At 65.5% G+C, this 21111-nt stretch carries 17 protein-coding genes; 6 read left to right on the top strand and 11 right to left on the bottom strand.

Annotated elements, in window-relative coordinates; translation table 11 throughout:
• The first annotated feature begins 29 nt into the window (after nucleotides 1-29).
• The gene (gene rpiA, locus ACSFBL_RS04890; protein WP_435514637.1) at nucleotides 30-731 is read left to right on the top strand and encodes a ribose-5-phosphate isomerase RpiA; all 702 of its coding nucleotides are present in this window, start codon (nucleotides 30-32) and stop codon (nucleotides 729-731) included.
• 18 nt (nucleotides 732-749) lie between these two features.
• Here the strand turns inward: rpiA and ACSFBL_RS04885 are convergent, their stop codons facing one another.
• The 5 genes from ACSFBL_RS04885 to ACSFBL_RS04865 form a co-directional block, all read right to left on the bottom strand.
• Nucleotides 750-1376, bottom strand: coding sequence for a glutaredoxin family protein (locus ACSFBL_RS04885; RefSeq protein ID WP_435514636.1), 627 nt, complete (start codon nucleotides 1374-1376; stop codon nucleotides 750-752).
• Between the two features lie 64 nt (nucleotides 1377-1440).
• Entirely contained in the window at nucleotides 1441-3495 is a 2055-nt protein-coding gene (locus ACSFBL_RS04880; protein WP_435514635.1) for a M3 family metallopeptidase, read from the bottom strand.
• A 120-nt stretch (nucleotides 3496-3615) separates the two neighbouring features.
• Nucleotides 3616-4470 (bottom strand): bifunctional methylenetetrahydrofolate dehydrogenase/methenyltetrahydrofolate cyclohydrolase FolD, encoded by an 855-nt coding sequence (gene folD, locus ACSFBL_RS04875; protein ID WP_435514634.1) that lies wholly within the window; start codon nucleotides 4468-4470, stop codon nucleotides 3616-3618.
• Nucleotides 4471-4548: 78 nt separating this feature from the next.
• The gene (locus ACSFBL_RS04870) at nucleotides 4549-5178 is read right to left on the bottom strand and encodes a response regulator transcription factor (RefSeq protein ID WP_028253580.1); all 630 of its coding nucleotides are present in this window, start codon (nucleotides 5176-5178) and stop codon (nucleotides 4549-4551) included.
• Complete coding sequence (locus tag ACSFBL_RS04865) at nucleotides 5175-7712, bottom strand: PAS domain-containing sensor histidine kinase (RefSeq protein ID WP_435514633.1); 2538 nt, start codon at nucleotides 7710-7712, stop codon at nucleotides 5175-5177. Before ACSFBL_RS04865 ends, ACSFBL_RS04870 begins: the two co-directional genes overlap by 4 nt.
• Nucleotides 7713-7916: 204 nt before the next feature.
• Here ACSFBL_RS04865 and aceE point away from each other — a divergent pair, with 204 nt between their 5' ends.
• From aceE to lpdA, 4 genes are all read left to right on the top strand, one after another.
• On the top strand, nucleotides 7917-10631 hold the full coding sequence (gene aceE / locus ACSFBL_RS04860; protein ID WP_435514632.1) for a pyruvate dehydrogenase (acetyl-transferring), homodimeric type: 2715 nt from the start codon (nucleotides 7917-7919) through the stop codon (nucleotides 10629-10631).
• Nucleotides 10632-10669: 38 nt separating this feature from the next.
• On the top strand, nucleotides 10670-12331 hold the full coding sequence (gene aceF, locus ACSFBL_RS04855) for a dihydrolipoyllysine-residue acetyltransferase (RefSeq protein ID WP_435514631.1): 1662 nt from the start codon (nucleotides 10670-10672) through the stop codon (nucleotides 12329-12331).
• Nucleotides 12332-12401: 70 nt separating this feature from the next.
• A complete protein-coding gene (locus ACSFBL_RS04850; RefSeq protein ID WP_435514630.1) occupies nucleotides 12402-12992 on the top strand; it encodes an Ntn hydrolase family protein in 591 nt (196 codons plus the stop codon).
• Nucleotides 12989-14812 carry a dihydrolipoyl dehydrogenase gene (gene lpdA, locus ACSFBL_RS04845; protein WP_435514629.1) on the top strand — a complete coding sequence of 608 codons (1824 nt, stop codon included), beginning with the start codon at nucleotides 12989-12991 and terminating at the stop codon, nucleotides 14810-14812. The genes ACSFBL_RS04850 and lpdA overlap by 4 nt, the downstream gene beginning before the upstream one ends.
• Before the next feature lie 173 nt (nucleotides 14813-14985).
• Here lpdA and ACSFBL_RS04840 read toward each other — a convergent pair whose 3' ends face one another.
• A complete protein-coding gene (locus tag ACSFBL_RS04840; RefSeq protein WP_435515316.1) occupies nucleotides 14986-15537 on the bottom strand; it encodes a C40 family peptidase in 552 nt (183 codons plus the stop codon).
• A 415-nt stretch (nucleotides 15538-15952) separates the two neighbouring features.
• Nucleotides 15953-17629 carry a 4-hydroxyphenylacetate 3-hydroxylase family protein gene (locus tag ACSFBL_RS04835; protein WP_435514628.1) on the bottom strand — a complete coding sequence of 559 codons (1677 nt, stop codon included), beginning with the start codon at nucleotides 17627-17629 and terminating at the stop codon, nucleotides 15953-15955.
• Between the two features lie 128 nt (nucleotides 17630-17757).
• Between ACSFBL_RS04835 and ACSFBL_RS04830 the strand changes: the two genes are divergently transcribed.
• Nucleotides 17758-18357 carry an isochorismatase family protein gene (locus ACSFBL_RS04830; protein ID WP_435514627.1) on the top strand — a complete coding sequence of 200 codons (600 nt, stop codon included), beginning with the start codon at nucleotides 17758-17760 and terminating at the stop codon, nucleotides 18355-18357.
• Between the two features lies 1 nt (nucleotide 18358).
• On the opposite strand, the gene ACSFBL_RS04825 is transcribed toward ACSFBL_RS04830, so the two are convergent.
• The 4 genes from ACSFBL_RS04825 to ACSFBL_RS04810 form a co-directional block, all read right to left on the bottom strand.
• The gene (locus ACSFBL_RS04825) at nucleotides 18359-19198 is read right to left on the bottom strand and encodes a tetratricopeptide repeat protein (protein WP_435514626.1); all 840 of its coding nucleotides are present in this window, start codon (nucleotides 19196-19198) and stop codon (nucleotides 18359-18361) included.
• The gene (gene ku / locus ACSFBL_RS04820) at nucleotides 19195-20124 is read right to left on the bottom strand and encodes a non-homologous end joining protein Ku (RefSeq protein ID WP_435514625.1); all 930 of its coding nucleotides are present in this window, start codon (nucleotides 20122-20124) and stop codon (nucleotides 19195-19197) included. Before ku ends, ACSFBL_RS04825 begins: the two co-directional genes overlap by 4 nt.
• Before the next feature lie 103 nt (nucleotides 20125-20227).
• Nucleotides 20228-20605: a hypothetical protein gene (locus ACSFBL_RS04815; RefSeq protein ID WP_435514624.1), complete on the bottom strand. Its 378-nt coding sequence runs from the start codon at nucleotides 20603-20605 to the stop codon at nucleotides 20228-20230.
• Complete coding sequence (locus ACSFBL_RS04810) at nucleotides 20606-21070, bottom strand: helix-hairpin-helix domain-containing protein (RefSeq protein ID WP_435514623.1); 465 nt, start codon at nucleotides 21068-21070, stop codon at nucleotides 20606-20608.
• Between the last annotated feature and the right edge of the window lie 41 nt (nucleotides 21071-21111).

The raw sequence follows: 21111 nt of genomic DNA, 5'->3' as shown, positions 1-21111 counted from the left end.
CGACTTCAATCAGCCAAGGATTCTCCCCGATGACATCACCCGCCCCCGCTCCCGCCCTGACCCAGGACGAACTCAAGGCGCTGGTCGGCCGTGCCGCACTGGATTACGTGGTGAAGGGCGAGATCGTCGGGGTCGGCACCGGCTCGACGGTGAACAAGTTCATCGATGCCCTGGCGACCATCAAGGACAACATTCGTGGCGCCGTGTCCAGTTCGGTGGCATCGACCGAGCGCCTTCGCGCATTGGGCATCCCCGTATTCGACAGCAATGAAGTCGAGGAACTGGCGGTCTACATCGACGGCGCGGACGAGATCGACGGCCGCGGCTACATGATCAAGGGCGGTGGGGCGGCGCTCACGCGCGAGAAGATCGTGGCCGCGCAGTCCAGGCGCTTCGTCTGCATCGCCGACGCTTCCAAGCTCGTGAACACGCTCGGCGCCTTCCCGCTGCCCGTGGAGGTGATCCCGATGGCGGCGCGGCGCGTGATCCGGCAGTTCACGCGGCTGGGCGGCGTGGCGCAGGTGCGGGAGAAGGACGGCTTGCCGCTCGTGACCGACAACGGCCAGCACATCGTCGACGTGACCGGACTGCGGATCCCCGATCCGCTCGGCTTCGAGAGCGAGGTGAACCAATGGCCGGGCGTCGTGACGGTGGGCGTCTTTGCCCATCAGCGCGCCGGCGTGTGCCTCCTGGGCACATCGACGGGTGTGCGGACCATGCGCTTCAACTGAGCGCGGGCGTGGCCGGCGTCAGAACTTGATGCCGGCAGGGTTGCTCGGCGTCGGTCCGGTGGCCGCGGCGGGCGGCGGAGGTGCCTGCGCGGGTATGGGCGCAGCGGCTGGCGCCTGCTGCGGGGCCGACTGCAAGGCGACCAGCGGTTGTGCCGGCGGATTGCGATAGCCGCTGGGCAGCTGCGCGCTCCTGGGATAGCCCGCCGCATCCAGGTACTGCGACCATTCTGAGTCCGAGAAGCCCTTGAGCTGCTGCGAGCCGATCGCGAGCAGGGGCAGGTTGTTCTGCCCGCTCAGGCGCTGCAGCGCGCCGATGTCCTCGTTGGTCTTGACGGTGCGCTCCTCGAACGGCACGCCCCGCGTGATGAGCAGGGAGCGGCCCGCGCCACAGGGCCCGCATTCGTCCCCGGTGTAGAGGGTGACGGGGTAGCGCTGCGTCACTTGCCGCAGCTCATAAGGCAGGCCTGAATTGGCAGCGATGGAACTGCCGGCGGACGGCGCGGCCGGCTGTGCGTTGGCGGCCGGCGCCTGATCGGAAAAGGTGACCTTGCCGTTCTTGTCGACATTGCGGTAGACCGGCTGCGCCAGCGTGGCGCAGGCGACCGTCAGCAGGGCAAGGCCCGAGAGGGCGGCGTTGAGCTTCATCGATGACTCCCGTTTTCGGATGTAACCGAGTATCTCAGGCTCCGCGGCCAACGCCGCCTGATTCTCAGGCTGCCTGGGTCTCCGCCATGCCCTGGTGTCGCAACAGCGCATCGAGTTGCGGTTCGCGGCCTCGGAAGGCCTTGAAGGATTCCATTGCGCTGCGGCTGCCGCCGGCCTCGAGGATGGCTTCGCGGTACTTGCGGCCGGTCTCGATGCTCGGCTCGCCATTGGCGCCCGCCGTTTCCTCGAAGGCCGCGTAGGCGTCGGCGCTCAGCACCTCGGCCCACTTGTAGCTGTAGTAGCCCGCCGCATAGCCGCCGGAGAAGATGTGGCTGAAGGTGTTGGGCGTGCGGCTGAAGGCCGGCGAGGGCATCACCGCGACCTCTTCGCGCACCTTGGCGAGCAGCGCCATCACGTCGCCCGGCTTGGCCGTGGTGGCGTCGTATTCGGTGTGCAGCAGCATGTCGAACAGCGAGAACTCGATCTGGCGGAGCGTCTGCAGGCCGCTCTGGAAGTTCTTGGCCGCCGTCATCTTGTCGAAGAGTTCGCGCGGCAGAGGCTCGCCCGTGTCGACGTGCGAAGTCATGTGGGCGAGGACGTCCCACTCCCAGCAGAAGTTCTCCATGAACTGGCTCGGCAGTTCGACCGCATCCCATTCGACGCCGCTGATACCCGAAACGTCGCGTTCGTTGATCTGCGTGAGCATGTGGTGCAGGCCGTGGCCGAACTCGTGGAAGAGGGTGGTCACGTCGTCGTGCGTGAGCAGCGGCGGCTTGCCGTCGACGCCCTCGGCGAAGTTGCACACCAGTTGCGCGACCGGGGTCTGCAAGGTGCCGTTGTCGGGGCGCAGCCAGCGGGCGCGCACGTCGTCCATCCACGCGCCTCCGCGCTTGGCGGCGCGGGCCGACGGGTCGAGGTAGAACTGGCCGACCTTCTGGCCGCCGCGCTCGATGCGATAGAACTCGACGCTCGGATGCCACACCGGCGCGCTATCGCGCCGGATCGAGACTTCGAACAAGGTCTCCACGATCTTGAACAGGCCCGCCATCACCTTCGGCGCGGTGAAGTACTGCTTGACTTCCTGCTCGCTGAACGCGTAGCGCGCTTCCTTGAGCTTTTCGCCGATGTAGCTCCAGTCCCAGGGCTGCGGATCGAGCAGGCCGAGCTGCGTTTGCGCAAATGCGCGCAGGTCCGCGAGGTCGCGTTCGCCGAAAGGCTTGGCCTTGGTGGCCAGATCGCGAAGGAACTTCACGACTTGCCCAGCCGATTCGGCCATCTTGGGCACGATCGAGAGTTCGCCGAAGTTCGGATAGCCGAGCAACTGCGCCTCTTCCTGACGCAGTGCGAGGATCTCGCGGATCAGGTCGGTGTTGTCGAAGGCCGGGTCGCCGAACTCGCTGGCGCGCGTGACATAGGCGCGGTAGAGCCTTTCGCGCAGCGCGCTGCTCTTGGCGAACTGCATGACCGGCAAGTAGGAGGGCATCTTCAGCGTGAGCTTGTAGCCGTCCTTGCCTTCCGCTTCGGCCGCAGCGCGGGCGGCGCTGATGACGTCCTCGGGCAGCCCGTCGAGTTCCCCGAGCTGCGCGTACCAGGCAAAGGCATCCGTCGCGTCCAGTGCGTTCTCGCTGAACTTCTGGCTCAACTCGGCCTGCCGTTCCTGGATTTCCGCGAAGCGCGCCTTCGCGTCGCCCTGCAGTTCGGCACCGCCGAGCACGAAGTTCCGAATCGCATTGCGGTGCGCCTGCCGCTGCTCGACATTGAGCGTGGCCGGGTTGATCGCCTTGTACTTCTCATAGAGCCGCTCGTCGGAGCCGAGCCTTGTCCAGAAGGCGGTGACCCGTGGCATCGCCTCGTTATAGGCCGCCCGCAGCTCGGGCGTGTCGGCCACTGCATTGAGGTGCCCCACGGCCCCCCAGGCGCGGCTGAATCGCTCGGAAGCCACGTCGAGCACCTTGGAGATTGCGATCCAGTCCGCCGGGAACTCCGGCGCCGTCACCGTCTGCAGCGCAGTCTCGGCATCGGCGAGGAGCGTGTCCACCGCAGGCGCTACATGCTCTGGCTTGATCTGATCGAACAACGGGAGATCGGTGAAGTCGAGAAGCGGATTGGTCATATACATGTTTCCAGGCAAGCGAAGCGAGGCCCCTTCGAGGACCACCGCGGAACCGGCTCTGCCGGGCCGCCGGTGGTGCCCCTTGAGGGGGAGGCGGCTACACGAAGTGAGCAAGCAACGGGGTGATCAACATGTTGTTCCGTGTTCGGCCGCTTCAAGGGTGTTGACGAGCAGCATCGCGCGGGTCATCGGGCCGACGCCGCCCGGCACGGGGGTGATCCAGCTGGCGACTTCCTTCACGCCGTCGAAATCGACGTCGCCAGCGAGCTTGCCGTCTTCCTTGCGGTTCATGCCGACGTCGATGACCACCGCGCCGGGCTTCACCATATCGGCCGTCAGGATGTTGCGCTTGCCGACGGCCGCGACAACCACGTCGGCCTGCCGGGTGAGAGCGGCCAGATCCTTCGTCGCGCTGTGGCAGATGGTCACGGTCGCGTTCTTGCCCAGCAGCATCATCGCCATGGGCTTGCCGACGATGTTGCTGCGGCCGATGACCACCGCACGCTTGCCGCGGAGGTCGTAGCCGATCGATTCGAGCATCTTCATGCAGCCGTGCGGCGTGCAGGGCCAGAAGCCCGGCTGGCCGACCATCAGCGCGCCGGCGCTGGCGACGTGGAAGCCGTCGACGTCCTTGGCGGGCGAGATGGCCTCGATGACCCGGTGGCTGTCCATGTGCGGCGGCAGGGGCAGTTGCACCAGGATGCCGTGCACCTTGGGGTCCTCGTTCAGGGCGCGGATGCGCGCGAGCAGGTCGGCCTCGGTCATGGATGCGGGATAGCGCTCGAGGTTCGCGGTCAGCCCCGTCTCGCTGCTGTCGTTGACCTTGTGCTTGACGTAGACCTGGCTCGCCGGATCGTCGCCGACCAGCACGATCGCGAGCGTCGGCTGGATGCCCCGGGCCTTGAGCGCTTCAATGCGGCCCGCCACTTCGGCGCGGATTTTTCGGGACAGCGCGTTGCCGTCGATCAGTTGGGCGGTCATCGTTTTCGGGATTTCCAAGTAGAAACGCCCGCTTGCGCAGGCGTGGAAGGCTGTGGGTGCTTCTCGCTCGGACGGCCGCTAGGCCTTGGCGGGGGCGGCCTGGCCGAGGGCGATCTTGAGCAGGTCGGCCACGGTGTTGGCGTTGAGCTTTTCCATGATGTTGGCGCGGTGCGCCTCCACCGTCTTGATGCTGATGCCGAGGTCGTCGGCAATCTGCTTGTTGAGTCGGCCGGCGACGATCCGTTCGAGCACCTGTGCCTCGCGACCCGTGAGCTTCGACAGCAGGGCGTCGCGGCTGGCGGACTGCTGGTGCTGCGCGAAGGCGCCGCGCGCGTGTTCGAGCATGCGCTCGACCAGTGCCACGAGAGCTTCGTCGTTGAAGGGCTTCTGGATGAAATCCATCGCACCCTTCTTCATGCTGTCGACGGCCATCGGCACGTCGCCGTGGCCGGTGATGACGACGATCGGCAGGGGGGATCGGCGCTCGATCAGGCGGTCCTGCAACTCGATGCCCGACATGCCGCCCATGCGGATGTCGACGATCAGGCAGGCGACTTCGCGGGGGTCATAGCGGGAGAGGAACGATTCGGCGGAGTCGAAGCAGCGGACCCGATAGTCCTTGCCTTCGAGCAGCCATTGGAGCGAATCGCGAACCGCTTCGTCGTCATCGACGACATAGACCGTGCCCTTCTTCGGAATCAAACTCATGCAGGTACTTTCGCCTCGTTGCTTGCTACGGAATCGATAGCGTCCAACACCGGTAACCAGAAGGAAAAACGGCATCCGACGACATCCGGACCATTGTAGATGTTCTCCGCCTGCATCCGGCCGCGGTGCGACTCGACGATCGTGCGGCACAGATTGAGCCCGATGCCCATGCCTTCGGGCTTGGTAGAGAAGAAGGCTTCGTACAGGCGGTCCATCACTTCGGGTGCGAGGCCCATGCCGGTGTCCTGCACCGAGAACTCGACCGCGTTGTGCCCGTCGATGATCTTCGGCAGCACGCGCAGCTCAACGCTGCGGCGCGCCAGCGGACGGTTTGCCAGATCGATCGACTCGGCCGCGTTCTTCAGCAGATTGACCATCACCTGCTCGATCAGGATCGGGTCGACGCGCAGGATCGGCAGGCGCGCCGCGACGTAGTGGTTGAGCCGCACGTTGCGCCGGCGCAATTCGATGCCGGCCAGTTCGACCGCCTCGCTCACCATGGTCGAGACTTCGGCCGGCGTCCGGTTCGGCTCGCTGCGCTTCACGAAGGAGCGAATGCGCTGAATGATCTGGCCCGCGCGCTGCGCCTGCTTCGACGTCTTGTCGAGCGCCGCAAGCAAGGCCTCGGAATCGATCTGCTGGCCCTTGATGCGCGACATCATGCCGTTGCAGTAATTGGTGATGGCGGTCAGCGGCTGGTTGAGTTCATGCGCGACGCTGGAGGCCATCTCGCCCATGGTGATCAGTCGGCTGGCGGCTTGCGCCCGATCGGCCTGCGCGGCCGACAGGTCCTCGGCGTCACGACGCGGCGTGATGTCGGTCGCGATGACCAGTTGCGCGAGGCGGCCGTCGACCCAGGTCAGGTAGCGCGAGCGCACTTCGAGCCACTTGCCGAGTTCGGGGACGAAGATCTCGTTATTGGCCGGCTGCGCGGCGGTGAGTTGGTCGACCGGCAGCCCGGCAAAGGGGTCGACGTCGTCGAGGCCTTCATCGTGCGCATGCGAGGCCGGCACGCCTGCCTGCGCGACCATGCCCAGGTGGCCCACGGTATTGGAGCCGAACCAGAGCCGGTAGAGCTTGTTGGCGAACAGCAACTCCTCGCTGCCCAGCGGCGCGACCGAGACCGAGGCATCCAGCGCTTCAAGTACGGTGGTGAAGCGCTCGTAGGAAGCCGAGAGCTGTTCGCGGATGCGCGTCGGCTCCGTGATGTCGGTCATCGACGTCATCCAGCCGGTCTGGTGGCCGCGCGCGTCGATCAGCGGCGACACATACAGGCGCGCGTTGAACACGCTGCCGTTCTTGCGCTTGACGCGCACCTGGAAGCCGCCCGGCAATGCCCGGCCGTGAAGCTCTTCCTCGAGCCGCTCGTTCATGACCTCGCGGTCGGACTCGAGCCAGTAGGGGAACGGCGGCGTCTGGCCGACGAGTTCGTTCTCGCTCCAGCCGGTCATCGCGCAGAAGGCGGCGTTGACGTAGGTGATGCGGCCTTCCAGATCGAGCACGCGCATGCCGGTGAGCATCGAGTTTTCCATCGCGCGGCGGAAGTTGGTTTCGGCCACCAGCGCCTGCTGGGCCTGTAGTCGGCGCCGTGTGTGGCGCCAAGTGCCGATCAGCATCCAGCTCGTCAGCACGCTCAGCGCGCCGACCAGCCAGAACAGGCCGTTGCCGACCACGCCCTGCGAGGTGCGATAGGCCTGCGCCCGCAGGACCAGCGCATTGCCGACCGGGGAGACCGGCACCTCGTATTCGTTGGTCCTGACGGTCCACGGCAGGAGCCGCGTGCCGGCACCGCGTGGGCTCGCGACCGTGTTGCCGGCGATCAGGCCGCCCTTGGCGTCCAGCAGCGAGACGGCGTAACGCGCCGAGACTTCCGCGGGCATGCCGTAGCGCAGCAGACCGTCGACGGAGAACTCGCCGAGCAGCATCCCGGCGAACAGGCCCTGGTCGAAGAGAGGGATGTGGAGCTGCAGCATCGGTGGCGGATCGCCACCGGCCAGCGGCAGCGAGAACACCGGCTGGCGCAGTTCGCGTGCGAGGGCGTAGTTGCTTTCGGTATCGCCCGGCCGCAGCACGTCGCCGATCTCGTGTTGTTGCGCCGGGTGGACACTGGGTGCCGCATAGCCGGCCTTGAAGCGGCGGCGGTCGTCGATCCAGCTGATGGCCTGCAACTCCGGGAACTGGCTCACCAGCGACTCGGCGCGGCTGGTGAATTCGGTGGCGTCGATCTCTCGATTGGAGGCATCGCGCGCGAGGCGCATAAGTTGCTCCTGTCGCTCCAGGAGCCGAAGGCGCACGCGCTGCTGGGCGTACTCGACATCGCGCTTCACCGATTCCTGGACGCGTTCCATTTCTTCCGCGCGCAGGTACCAGAAGGCCGACACGATGGCGGCGAGGAACAGGAGCACTGCCGCCAGCGGAGCGAGCATCGCGACCGCGTCCTGTAGCACAGGCGTCTGACGGCGCCACCAGCGTCGCCACCAGGAAAGCGGCGACGTTGCGCTGCGCGCGACGGCGATCGGTGAGGAAAAGGGCATCGGACAAGTTTAGGTGAACGCTCTCCTGTCAGCTTGGACGTGCGAGACATTGAAACGGATCAATTTTCCGGCTTTCTTCGCCTGAATTTCATAATAAGAAAACATCAAGCACCATTTGAAATCTCACTATTTCTGTGAGAAACTCCGCGCGCTGCCGGTTACGGCACTAAATTACGGCCACAAACCCCTCACAAGGAGACAAGCATGTCGGCAAATCCAGAGAGCCAGTTCGGCTCCGCCGCGAATGACCCGGACGCGCAGGAGACGCGTGAATGGATGGACGCCCTGTCGGCGGTCATTGAAAGCGAGGGGCCGGAGCGAGCGCATTTCCTGCTCGAACAATTGCTCGAGCACGCCCGCCAGAGCAGCATCGACAAACCCTTCTCGGCCAACACGGCCTACGTGAACACCATCGAGACGGACCAGGAGGAGCGCTCCCCCGGCAATCTCGAGATCGAGGAGCGCCTCCGCTCCTACATGCGCTGGAACGCCATGGCGATGGTCGTGAAGGCCAATCGCCATCACCCGCCCGAAGGCGGCGACCTCGGCGGCCACATCGGTTCCTTTGCGTCGCTGGCCAGCATGTTCGGCGCCGGCTTCAACCACTTCTGGCATGCCGAGAGCGAAAACCACGGCGGCGACTGCCTCTATATCCAGGGCCACGTCTCTCCCGGTATCTACGCCCGCGCCTACCTCGAAGGCCGCCTGACCGAAGAGCAACTGCTCAACTTCCGACAGGAGGTCGACGGCAAGGGCCTCTCGAGCTACCCGCATCCAAAGCTGATGCCCGAGTTCTGGCAGTTCCCGACCGTCTCGATGGGCCTCGGCCCGCTGATGGCGATCTACCAGGCCCGCTTCCTCAAGTACCTGCATGCGCGCGGCATCGCGAACACCGAGAACCGCAAGGTCTGGGTCTTCTGCGGCGACGGCGAGATGGACGAGGTCGAGTCGCTGGGTGCCATCAGCCTCGCGGCCCGCGAGAAGCTCGACAACCTGGTCTTCGTCATCAACTGCAATCTGCAGCGCCTGGACGGCCCGGTGCGCGGCAACGGCAAGATCATCCAGGAGCTCGAGGGCGAGTTCCGCGGCTCGGGCTGGAATGTCATCAAGCTGATCTGGGGCAGCAGCTGGGACCCGCTTCTGGCGCGCGACAAGGACGGCGCGCTGCGCAAGATCATGATGGAGACGAACGACGGCGACTACCAGTCGTTCAAGGCCAACGACGGCGCGTATGTGCGCAAGCATTTCTTCGGCCGCGATCCGCGCACGCTGGAGATGGTCGCCAAGATGAGCGACGACGAGATCTGGAACCTGCGCCGCGGCGGCCATGATTCGCAGAAGGTCTACGCAGCGTTCCATTCGGCCGTGAATCACAAGGGCCAGCCCACGGTGCTGCTGATCAAGACCGTCAAGGGCTTCGGCATGGGCAAGATCGGCGAGGGCAAGAACACGGTCCACCAGACCAAGAAGCTCGGCGAGGAGGACATCAAGGCCTTCCGCGACCGCTTCAACATCCCCATCCCGGACAGCCAGCTCGCCGACCTGCCGTTCTACAAGCCGGCCGACGACACGCCCGAGATGAAGTACCTGCACGAGCGCCGCAAGGCCCTCGGCGGCTACCTGCCGCACCGCCGCGTGAAGGCGGACGAGAGCTTTACGGTACCTTCGCTCGAAACCTTCAAGGCCGTGCTGGAGCCGACCGCCGAAGGTCGCGAGATCTCGACTACGCAGGCCTACGTGCGTTTCCTGACGCAATTGCTGCGCGACCAGGCGCTCGGCCCGCGCGTAGTGCCCATCCTGGTCGACGAGGCGCGCACCTTCGGCATGGAAGGCCTGTTCCGCCAGGTCGGCATCTACAACCCTGCGGGGCAGCAGTACACGCCGGTCGACAAGGACCAGGTCATGTACTACAAGGAAGACAAGTCCGGCCAGATCCTTCAGGAAGGCATCAACGAAGCCGGCGGGATGTCGAGCTGGATCGCGGCGGCCACGTCGTACAGCACGAACAACCGCATCATGGTGCCGTTCTACGTGTACTACTCGATGTTTGGCTTCCAGCGCATCGGCGATCTGGCATGGGCTGCGGGCGACATGCAGGCGCGCGGCTTCCTGCTGGGCGGCACGTCGGGTCGCACCACGCTGAACGGCGAAGGCCTGCAGCACGAGGACGGCCACAGCCACATCCTGGCGAACACCATCCCGAACTGCGTGAGCTACGACCCGACCTTCGCGCACGAGGTCGGCGTAATCCTGCACCACGGCCTGAAGCGCATGGTCGAGAAGCAGGACAACGTCTATTACTACCTGACGCTGCTCAACGAGAACTACCCGATGCCCGGCCTCCAGCCCGGCACCGAGGAACAGATCATCAAGGGCATGTACCTGTGCAAGCAGGGCCCGGCGCTCAAGGCCAAGTCGCCCACGGTGCAGCTGCTGGGCAGCGGGACGATCCTGCGCGAGAGCTTCGCCGCACAGGAACTGCTCGAAAAGGACTGGGGCGTAAGTGCCTCCGTCTGGAGCTGCCCGAGCTTCAACGAGCTGACGCGCGACGGCCAGGAAGCCGACCGCTGGAACCTGCTGCATCCGACGGAGACGCCGCGCGAGTGCTTCGTGTCGAAGCAGCTCTCGCCGACCGCCGGCCCGGTTGTCGCATCGACCGACTACATGAAGGCGTACGCCGAGCAGATCCGCCCCTACATCCCGAAGGGCCGTACCTACAAGGTCCTCGGGACCGACGGCTTCGGCCGCAGCGACTTCCGCAGCAAGCTGCGGGAGCATTTCGAGATCAACCGCCACTACATCGTCGTCGCGGCGCTCAAGGCGCTGTCCGAAGACGGCGTTGTTCCGGCGCAAAAGGTGGCAGACGCGATCAAGAAGTACGGCATCAACGCTGACAAGATCAACCCGCTCTACGCATAAAGAACAATCAACTGCGCCTCAAGGGCGGGAGACACGATATGGCAACAGTGGAAATCAAGGTGCCGGACATCGGCGACTTCGACGAAGTCGCGGTGATCGAAGTGCTGGTCAAGGTGGGCGACACGGTGAAGGCCGAGCAGTCGCTCATCACGGTGGAGTCGGACAAGGCCTCGATGGAGATTCCGTCGAGCCAGGCCGGCGTCGTGAAGGAACTCAAGGTCGAGGTGGGCAGCAAGGTCAAGGAAGGTTCGGTCGTGCTGGTGCTCGAAGGCGAGGGCGCTGCTGCGCCTGCCGCGGCACCGGCGGCGGCCGCGCCCCCGGCAGCTTCCGCGCCGGCTCCGGCGGCTGCGCCTGCTGCTGCCGCCGCGCCGGCTGCGGCTGCGGGTCCGATCGAGGTCAAGGTGCCCGACATCGGCGACTTCAAGGACGTCGCCGTGATCGAGGTGCTGGTGAAGCCCGGCGACAGCATCAAGCAGGAGCAGTCGCTGATCACGGTCGAGTCGGACAAGGCATCGATGGAGATCCCGTCGTCCGCGGCGGGCGTGCTCAAGGAGCTCAAGGTCAAGGTCGGCGACACGGTCAACATCGGTGACCTGATCGCCATCGTCGAAGGTTCCGGTGGTGGCGCTGCGGCACCTGCTGCCGCGCCGGCACCGGCCCAGGCCGCTGCTGCCGCGCCTGCAACCGCCAGTGCCTCGGCGCCGGCACCGTCGGCCGCACCGGCCGCCGCCGTGCCCGCGCACGACCCGACGGTCGCGCCGTCCGGCAAGCTGCCGCATGCATCGCCTTCGGTGCGCAAGTTCGCCCGCGATCTCGGCGTGCCGCTCGAAGAAGTGAAGGGCAGCGGCCCCAAGGGCCGCATCACCCAGCAGGACGTCCAGGACTTCACCAAGGCCGTGATGAGCGGCGCGGCCAGCACCAAGGCCTCGGGCGCCAAGGCCCCCGCAGGCGGAGGCGGCGGCGAAGCGCTGGGGCTGCTGCCGTGGCCCAAGGTCGACTTCACCAAGTTCGGCACGGTCGAGCGCAAGGACCTGTCGCGCATCAAGAAGATCAGCGGCGCGAACCTGCACCGCAACTGGGTGATGATCCCGCACGTCACGAACAACGACGAAGCCGACATCACCGAGCTCGAGGCCTTCCGCGTGTCGACCAACAAGGAGAACGAGAAGTCGGGCGTGAAAGTAACCATGCTTGCTTTCGTGATCAAGGCGATGGTCTCGGCGCTGAAGAAGTTCCCCGACTTCAACACCAGCATGGACGGCGACCAGCTCGTCTACAAGCAGTACTACAACATCGGCTTCGCGGCGGACACGCCCAACGGACTGGTGGTGCCGGTGCTCAAGGACGCCGACAAGAAGGGCGTGCTGCAGATCAGCCAGGAAATGGGCGAACTCGCCAAGAAGGCGCGCGACGGCAAGCTCGGCTCGGCCGACATGCAGGGCGGTTGCATCTCGATCAGCTCGCTCGGCGGCATCGGCGGCACGCACTTCACGCCGATCATCAACGCGCCCGAGGTGGCGATCCTGGGTCTCTCCAAGGGTGCGATGAAGCCCGTGTGGGACGGCAAGGCGTTCCAGCCGCGGCTGATGCTGCCGCTGTCCCTGTCATACGACCATCGTGTGATCGACGGTGCAGCCGCGGCCCGGTTCAATGCTTACCTGGGTCAGGTCCTCGCCGACTTCCGCCGGGTACTGCTATGACCCCCCAAGCGCCCGTGGCGCTCCCCCCGGTGGGGGGCGTTTCCCTTGGGACGGCCCGGCGTGGGCCCCTATGACCACGGTCGTGGCCGTCCGCAAAGGCGGCCAGGTGGTGATGGCGGCCGATGCGCTCGTGACGTTCGGCGATACGCGACTGTCGTACAAGGCCGAGAAGAACCAGAAGCTATTCATGGTCAACGACGCGGCCGGCCAGAGCATCTTTGCGATGGCCGGTGCGGCGGCGCACTTCCTGGTGCTCCAGCATGCGCTCGCGGCCCAGCCGGCCGAGGCGCTGCGCTTCGGCAGCAAGGACGAGATCTTCCGCACCTTCACGCTGCTGCATCCGGTGCTCAAGGACTCGTTCTTCCTCCAGACCAAGGAGGACGAGCATGAGCCCTACGAGTCGAGCCAGTTCACGATGCTGCTCGCCAACGCGAGCGGCATCTATGGCATCTACAGCTACCGCGAAGTCTTCGAGTTCAAGCAGTTCTGGAGCATCGGCTCCGGCCGCAGCTTTGCGCTCGGGGCCATGCATGCGGTGTACGACAAGGCGCGATCGGCGCGTGACGTGGCCGAAGTCGGCGTTGCCGCGGCCTGCGAATTCGATCGAAACTCGGCCGGCCCGGTCGACGTTCTCACACTCAAACTGAAGGTGTCCAAATGAGCGAAGTACAAGTCAAGGTGCCGGACATCGGCGATTTCGACGAAGTCGCGGTGATCGAGGTACTGGTCAAGGCCGGCGACACGGTGAAGGCGGAGCAGTCGCTGATCACGGTCGAATCGGACAAGGCGTCGATGGAGATTCCGTCCTCGCACGCGGGCGTGGTCAAGGCGGTGGCTGTGAAGGTCGGCGACAAGGTGAGCGAAGGCTCGGTGGTATTGACGCTTGACGCGGCCGAAGGTGCCGCCGCTGCGCCCGCACCGGCGCCAGCGGCACCGCCATCGGCAGCACCGGCGCCCAAGCAGGCCTCGGCGCAGGCCGCACCCGCGCCAGCGGCTGGCCCGGCCTCGACCTACACCGGTTCGGTCGACGTCGAATGCGACCTGCTGGTGCTCGGCGCCGGCCCAGGCGGCTATTCCGCCGCATTCCGCGCGGCCGACCTCGGCCTCAAGGTCGTGCTGGTCGAGCGCTATGCCACGCTGGGCGGTGTCTGCCTCAATGTCGGGTGCATCCCCTCGAAGGCGCTGCTGCACGTCGCGGCGGTGATCGACGAGGTCAAGCATTTCGCCGATCTCGGCGTGAGCTACGGCGCCCCTACTGTCGATCGTGCCAAGCTGCTCGGCCGCAAGAACAAGGTGGTCGGCAAGCTGACCGGCGGCCTGGCCGCCATGGCCAAGATGCGCAAGGTCACGACGGTGCGCGGTGTCGGCGAATTCGTCGATCCGTACCACGTCAAGGTGCAGGAAACCACCGGCGACGGCAAAGACGTGACCGGCAAGGCGCAGACCGTCAAGTTCCGCCATTGCGTGATCGCGGCCGGCTCGCAGGCGGTGCATCTGCCGTTCATGCCCAAGGATCCGCGCGTGGTCGACTCCACCGGCGCGCTCGAACTCGGCGTCGACCCCAAGCGCATGCTGATCCTCGGCGGCGGGATCATCGGGCTCGAAATGGGCTCGGTGTATTCCACGCTGGGCGCGCGGCTCGACGTGGTCGAGATGCTCGACGGCCTGATGCAGGGCGCCGACCGCGACCTGGTCAAGGTCTGGCAGAAGCTGAACGCGCCGCGCTTCGACAACATCATGCTGAAGACGAAGACCGTCGGCGCCGAAGCGACCAAGGAAGGCATCCGCGTCACCTTCGAAGGCGAGCAGGCGCCGAAGGAGCCGCAGGTGTACGACCTCGTGCTCCAGGCCGTCGGCCGCAGCCCCAACGGCAAAAAGATCGGCGCCGAAAAGGCGGGTGTGAACGTGAGCGACCGCGGCTTCATCCCGGTCGACATCCAGATGCGCACCAACGTGCCGCACATCTTCGCGGTCGGCGACATCGTCGGCCAGCCGATGCTGGAGCACAAGGCGGTGCACGAGGCGCACGTTGCCGCCGAGGTGATCGCCGGCGAGCAGAAGGGCGACAAGGAACTTGCGAGCGCGGCCTTCAATGCCCGCGTGATTCCGAGCGTGGCCTACACCGATCCCGAAGTGGCGTGGGTCGGCCTCACCGAAGACCAGGCCAAGGCGGAGGGCGTGAAGATCCACAAGGGGTTGTTCCCGTGGACGGCCTCGGGTCGCGCCATCGCCAACGGTCGCGACGAGGGCTTCACCAAACTGCTGTTCGACGAGGAAACGCATCGCATCGTTGGCGGCGGCATCGTCGGGACGCACGCGGGCGACATGATCGGCGAGATCGCGCTGGCTATCGAGATGGGGGCGGATGCCATCGATATCGGCAAGACGATCCACCCGCACCCGACGCTGGGCGAAAGCATCGGCCTCGCGGCAGAAGCAGCCCACGGTAGCTGCACCGACCTGCCACCGGTGAGGAAGTAACCCCCCAGGCTTACCCACTTCGTGTGGCCGCCTACCCCCCTGCTGGGGGCGATACCGGCGGACCGGCGTAGCCGGATCCGCGGTATCTCTGGTATCCCCGGGGAGGTCACTCGGGGGGCTCGGGCGTAAAAAATCCCGCCGGCGGCGGGATTTTCTGTTGAGGGTCTGGCGGGTCAGTCGCCGGAGGTCTTGAGTTCGTCTTCGATGACGCGGCGGGCGCCTGTGAAGCGGCGCTGCCAGTAGCTGTTGCTCATGTCTTCCACGCGGACCTGGGCGCCGGGCTTGGGAGAATGAATGAATTTACCTTCGCCGACATAGATGCCAACATGGCTGAACGCGCGGCGCATGGTGTTGAAGAACACGAGGTCGCCGGGCTTCAGGTCGGTGCGGTCGATCTTCTGGGTAGCGGCGGCTTGTTCTTCGGCTCGGCGGGGCAGCAGGTGGCCGACGGTCTGGTTGTACATGGCACGGACGAAGCCGCTGCAGTCGAAGCCAGTTTCGGCGGTGTTGCCACCACGACGGTAGGGGACGCCCAGGAAGCCGATCGCCGTGACGACGAGGTCAGAGGTGCGGTCCACCATGGTCTGCCGGACTTGGTGCAGTTGGCCCATCAGGCTCTTGTCGACGGCCAGCAGTTCGGCGTGGTCGTCGGCCCGTTCGGGTTGCGGCGCGGCATGGGCGGCGCACGCAAGCAGGAGGGCGGCGGTGAGCATTAAAAATCGCATGGCGCGTAGGATATGGACGACACTGCCGAGTGTCAATTTGAAGTGAGTTCTGGATTTTGCACGTAACTACTTGTCAAGGATCGATTTTTTCAGTTTCTCACATCAGAAAATGTAAAGAGTTCGGTTATTCGCGATAAGTTATTTCGCCCGTGTAATGCAAAAGTCTTTGAATTTCGGTTGAATGACCAAACGATTGCAAATTCCGAGACGTCGAAAGACCCTTGTGCCTGCCCGATTTGTAACTGCGCGTCCAAGGGTATTCACCTGTCTGACGGATGTGCTGGAGATCCGGGCTGGGACGGCAAGGTCGTGGCAAAACACAAGCTGCACGAAGACGCCCGCGCGCGCACCCGCGACCTGAAGTAGCGGCCGAACGGCTTGCTCTACGTGCTGACGGACGAATCCAACGGCAAGCTCATCCGTCTCTTGCCGGACTGACGTCGCTGCGCCCGGCCGCCGCCGACGGCAAGGAGGGCAGATCCACCATCACGGGCTGACCCGGTGCCGTGCAACCGCTGTCGCAGCATTTGCCCGGCTGGCGATTCCGGGTGATGGCCCGCTTCGGATCATGCGGCGCAGCCGCGGGCGACCCGTCGCTTGCCACGCCGCGCTCCAGGATGCGTTCGACCAGTTCCACCTTCGACCCGACCGGATAGTTGCGGTAGATCTCCTGCTTCATCGCGGCCGGCGAGCCGCCGCCGTGCAGGCTGATCACGCTGTACCACCCGCCCTGGTAGCCAGCGGTCAGGTCTTCGATGAAGCGGGCGGTCTCGATGCGCTGCGCGTACGGGATGTCCGGATTCGCGCGCAGCACCTCGGACAGGCGCGCGGCCGTCTCCGGGTTGTGGTCTTCGTCGGGGCCGGGCAGCGTGACGATCAGGCCGCCGCTCACGTAGTGCGCGATGCGGTGCATGTCGTAGATCCTGGTGGCCAGCAGCAGCTTCCCGATGTTGCTGAACACCGGATCAGGCATGAAGACGTCGCAATGCGCATCGGCCTTGCCGTACACGCTGGCCGCGACGCCGCAGGCAAAGAAGCCCTCGGTGATGGTGATGAGTTCCACCATCTGTTCACGCAGGTGCGTCTCGCTTCCGGGATCGAAGCCGTTCGCCTCGCACATCAGCGCGCCGGCGCCGATCAGCAGGTCGCCGAAGCCTGCGCGAGCGCCGATGCAACTGTGGCGGTGATGCGTTGCGTAGCTGTAGGTGAGATGGCCGCTGTGTTCCCATTCGCCGGCGTAGAACACGCTCTCCCAGGGGACGAACACCCGATCGAACAGGCAGACGCCGGTGCTTTGTCCGTACTTGCGGCTGAAGAGCGCCTCGCCGTGCTCGAGCTTTTCGCCGGGCCGACCCGCGGGGCGCGCGACGATGGTGAGCCCGGGGGCATCCAGCGGCACCGCACAGCAGACCGCGAAGTCGGCGTCCTCCTGGCCCATGTTGCGGCATGGCATGACGAGCAGTTCGTGCACATAGGGCGCACCGGTCACGATGGCCTTGGTGCCCGAGATCACGATGCCGCGCACGCCATCGCGGATCGCATTGCGCTCGACGATGTGCAGGTAGCTGTCGACGTTCGCCTGCTCGTGCGGACGTTTGCTGCGGTCGCCCTTGGCGTCGGTCATGGCCACGCCGAGCGTCAGGTCCTGGTCCTGGATGCGGTGCAGGTATTCGGTGAAGCGGGCCGTGTGTTCCTTCGTGCCACGGGCGTCGTCGATGCGCGCCGACACCTGCGCGATGGCATTGAGCGCGTCGTGCGTGAGGTAGCGCTGGGCGCAGCCGGTTTCCTGGCAGACCAGCCGGACCGCCTCCAGCTTGTTGAGCAGGTCGCCCGAGCTCGTGTTGATGTGCGACAGCCGGTTCACGCGCTTGCCGCTGGTGTGCTGCACCGCCGTCATGAGCGGCTCGTACTGCGACTTCAGCGCGTAGTCGTAGGTCAGCGCGATGGCGTTGATGCCGGGCTGGAAGGCGCGGTCGTCGGCGACGCTGTCGACGCGTTGCCCATCGACGAAGACCGTGGGGCGGTAGCGACGAAGTGATTCGCGGTAGTCGGCACCGGACATCAACGTGGCTGGAGGGAGGGAAGCGTTCATCGTCTCGTCCGTCGTTGGAGTTGTTCGTCGCTCCGCCCTGGAGCGCCCGATCGATTATTGTTCCGGCAACCGGCCGACTGGTGTACGGTCTATCCCCCTCCCTGTTATTCGCGAAAGACATTCCTCCCATGCTGCTCGACGCATCGCAATCCCAACTGGTTCTGGTCGACTTTCAGGCGCGCCTGATGCCGGCCATCTTCGAGGCGGATGCCGTGGCGAAGAATGCGGTGCGCCTCGGCAAGCTCGCCCAGTTGGTGGAGGTGCCGGTCTGGGGCACCGAGCAGAACCCGTCGAGGCTGGGCGAAAACCTGCCCGACATCCGTGCCCTGTGCCAGCGCACGCTGGCCAAGATGCATTTCAGCGGTGCGGAAGAGGGCCTCGGCGAATGGCTGCGTGTCCCGGCCAAGGCGCCCCAGGGCAACGCGCGCAGCCTGCCCAAGCATCTGCAGAAGCCGGCTGCGGCTGAAGAGCGAAACACCATCGTGATCGCCGGCTGCGAGGCGCACGTGTGCCTTATGCAGACCGCACTCGACCTGCTGGAGGATGAATTCGAGGTCTGGGTGGTGACGGACGCGTGCAGTTCGCGCACCGAGCGCAATCGCGACGCCGCTTTCGACCGGCTGGCGGGCGCTGGCGCGGAACTGGTGACCACCGAGATGGTCGGCTTCGAGTGGCTGCGCACCGCGGAGCATCCGCGCTTCAAGGATCTGCAGGCGCTGATCCGATAGCCTATTTCTGCAGGCGCCGGTAGGCGCTGTAGTGGCGGATCGCCTCTCGCGGGTGGCCCAGGTGATCGTGCAGGCGAGCCGCATTGAAATGCGCGTCGGCAACCGCGGGATCGAGCTGCAGGCATCTTTCGTAGCCCTGGAGTGCCTCCGGGAGGCGTCCCAGATCCTCCAAGGCCACCGCGCGATTGAAGTGCAGCAGCGCGACGTCCGGTTCGTGTTTCAAGGCAAGGTCGTACAGCGCTGCGGCCTCCGCATGCCGCCCGGATTCGCACAGGATCGCCCCGAGGTTCAGGTAGGCATCGGCAAAGTCCGGCGCCAAGGCTAGCGCCTCCCGGTAGGCGGCTTCGGCGGCCTGCATGTCCCGCGCTTCGAGTTCTTCACCTTGCGCGAACCACGCGTCGGCCGACGATGACGCTGCCGTCGCATCGTCGCTTGGCAGATGTTCCACGAATGAAACGGACCCGCGCGCGGGCGCGACCTCGAAATCCATGAGCAACTGGCCGGACTCGGCCTCCCATTGGCTGTTGCGCTCGCGCACGGCGATCGTGCTGCCCACCGCGGTGATCCGCAGGCCGGTCAGCGGCAGTTCGGAAGGCAATGTGGCCTTCAGCCGCTGGAGCGCACGGAGGATCTTCCGCGTCGGGATGTCGGCGGCCTGCAGGTCGTGGGCGGTCCGCAGGAGGACCACGTCGCGAAACGAAAACCGGTATTCGTTGCGCTTCCCGCGCGCCGGATGGACGAATCCATTCGCGATCAACCCCGAAATTGCACTCCGGGAGAGGCCGAGCATCTCCTGGAGGCTGCGCAGGGTATGGGGCGCCTCGACCTGGACGTCGGTCACTTCCTCAATCGCGCGGCCGCCGGGGCGGCGGTCGTCGTCTTCGCGGCCGCGCGCTTGACGCCCTTGCGCTCCTTCGAGGCAAGCGGCGTCACGACTTCAGTGGCCGGTGCACGCGGCGCCGCCGGGCGCTTCGCGTTGCCGGTACCCGCGCGATTCAGGCTGGCGCGCAGCATTTCGGTCAGGTCGATGATCTGGCCGCTGCTCTCGGTCGCTTCGCGCTCTTCCACGGCAACGACCTGCTTGCCTTCGATCTTGGCATCGATGGCCGCAAGAATCCGCTTCTTCTCCTCGTCGACATACTGGGTCGGGTCGTAGCTGTCCTGCGAAATCTGGTCGATGAGCTGGAGTGCGAGTTGCACTTCCGCAGCCGATGGGGTGATCTCCTCGATGTCCAGGTCCTTGAGCGATCGGACCTCGTCGGCGTAGAGCAATTGCTGCAAGACCAGCCCGTCCTCGGCAGCCCGGACCTGCACGACGTACTGCTTGCCCTTCCAGGCCCACTTCGCGAGGGCGCACCGGCCGCTCTTGCGCATGGCCTCGCGCAGAAGGGTATAGGGCTTGGCGCCGCGCTTGTCCGGGGCGATGAAGTAGGCCTTGTCGTAATAGATGGGGTCGACCGCCTTTTCGGGAATGAAGGCGACGATGTCGATCGTGTGGGTCGAACTCTCCTCGACCGCCTTCAGTTCGTCGGGGGTGAAGAGGACGTACCGGTCCTTCTCGAATTCATAGCCCTTGAGCATTTCGGACCGCGGCACGACGACCGTCGGATCCCTTTCGGAGACGTACTGCTGCTTCACGCGCGAGCCGTCCTTGGCGAGCAGATTGAACCGGACCGATCCGGAACTTTCAGTCGCGGAGTACAGCTTGACGGGAATGGAAACCAGCCCGAAGCTGAGCGACAACGAGGCGATCGAACGTGCAGCCATGAAACCTCCAAGGAGGCATGGGGCACCTCCCGGCGCTAGGATGCCATTTTCTTGAGCAGCCGACCAGAGGGCGGAGTGCCGTCCGTGGCCGCGCGTCGCTTGCTCAGGCTCGCCAGAGCGAGACCATCTGGTCCAGTCTCGGCGCGCCCGTCTCGGGCAATGATGAGGGCACGAGGGGCTTGAAGGTGAATTCCGTGGGCGCACTACGGGCGCGGGGGCGGTTGGGCAGGGGCGCCCGTACCACCTTCAGGCCGTCGGCATGCGACTCCGTCCAGAACACGTTCTTCCAGGGTGTGCCGAAGGGAAATTCCGACGCCCAGTCGGTGTTCGCCTTGACCCAGATCCCGCAGACGGTGGCAAGCCGTCCTCTCCAGGCCGGTGGACACACGAAGACGCCGGTGTCGCCAGGTCGCAGCTTCAGGAGCCGGGACGGGTAGGCATACAACGTTTTCCAGTCCTTGCTGATTCTCTCGTCCTTCACTTAGTGCCTTTCAGAGTCCTTCGGGGCGGTCGACGACGACGTATCGGGATCGGGCTGGAAGTCGAGCCCCACGCGGGTAAGGACTTCCCGCAGGCGGCCCAGTGTTTTCGGCCCGATGGCCTCTTCCCTCAGCAGCTCCTGCTCGCTGATGGCGGAAAGATCCTCGATGCAGAAGATGCTGAGTTCCTTCAGCGCTTCGCGGGCGCTCGCACGGACGGAGATCTCGTCGATCGGCGTTTCGGGCGTCAGGTGGATCGGCAGGTTGAAGCGGTGGGCGCCGCGGGGCCGCCAGGTGAACGACTGGAAATTGAAGGGCGAATCCTGGGGAAGCTGGCGCTCCCGCAAGGCCGCGGCGTACTGCCGCTTCGCTTCGTGAATGGCGCTCCGAAGGGCTCCCAGGCAAGGGAGGAGTTCGTCGTCGGGCAACTGGGCGAGATCGTCGACGGAATTGATCATGCTAGTCATTCAGGGTCTCCACCAAAAGTTCGCTATCGGGCGTGGCTGGC

Source organism: Variovorax glacialis (genome assembly GCF_051216375.1).
GTDB lineage: Bacteria > Pseudomonadota > Gammaproteobacteria > Burkholderiales > Burkholderiaceae_C > Variovorax.
The sequence above is the reverse complement of the archived record's forward strand: the minus strand, read 5'-3'. Positions and strand labels throughout refer to the sequence as shown.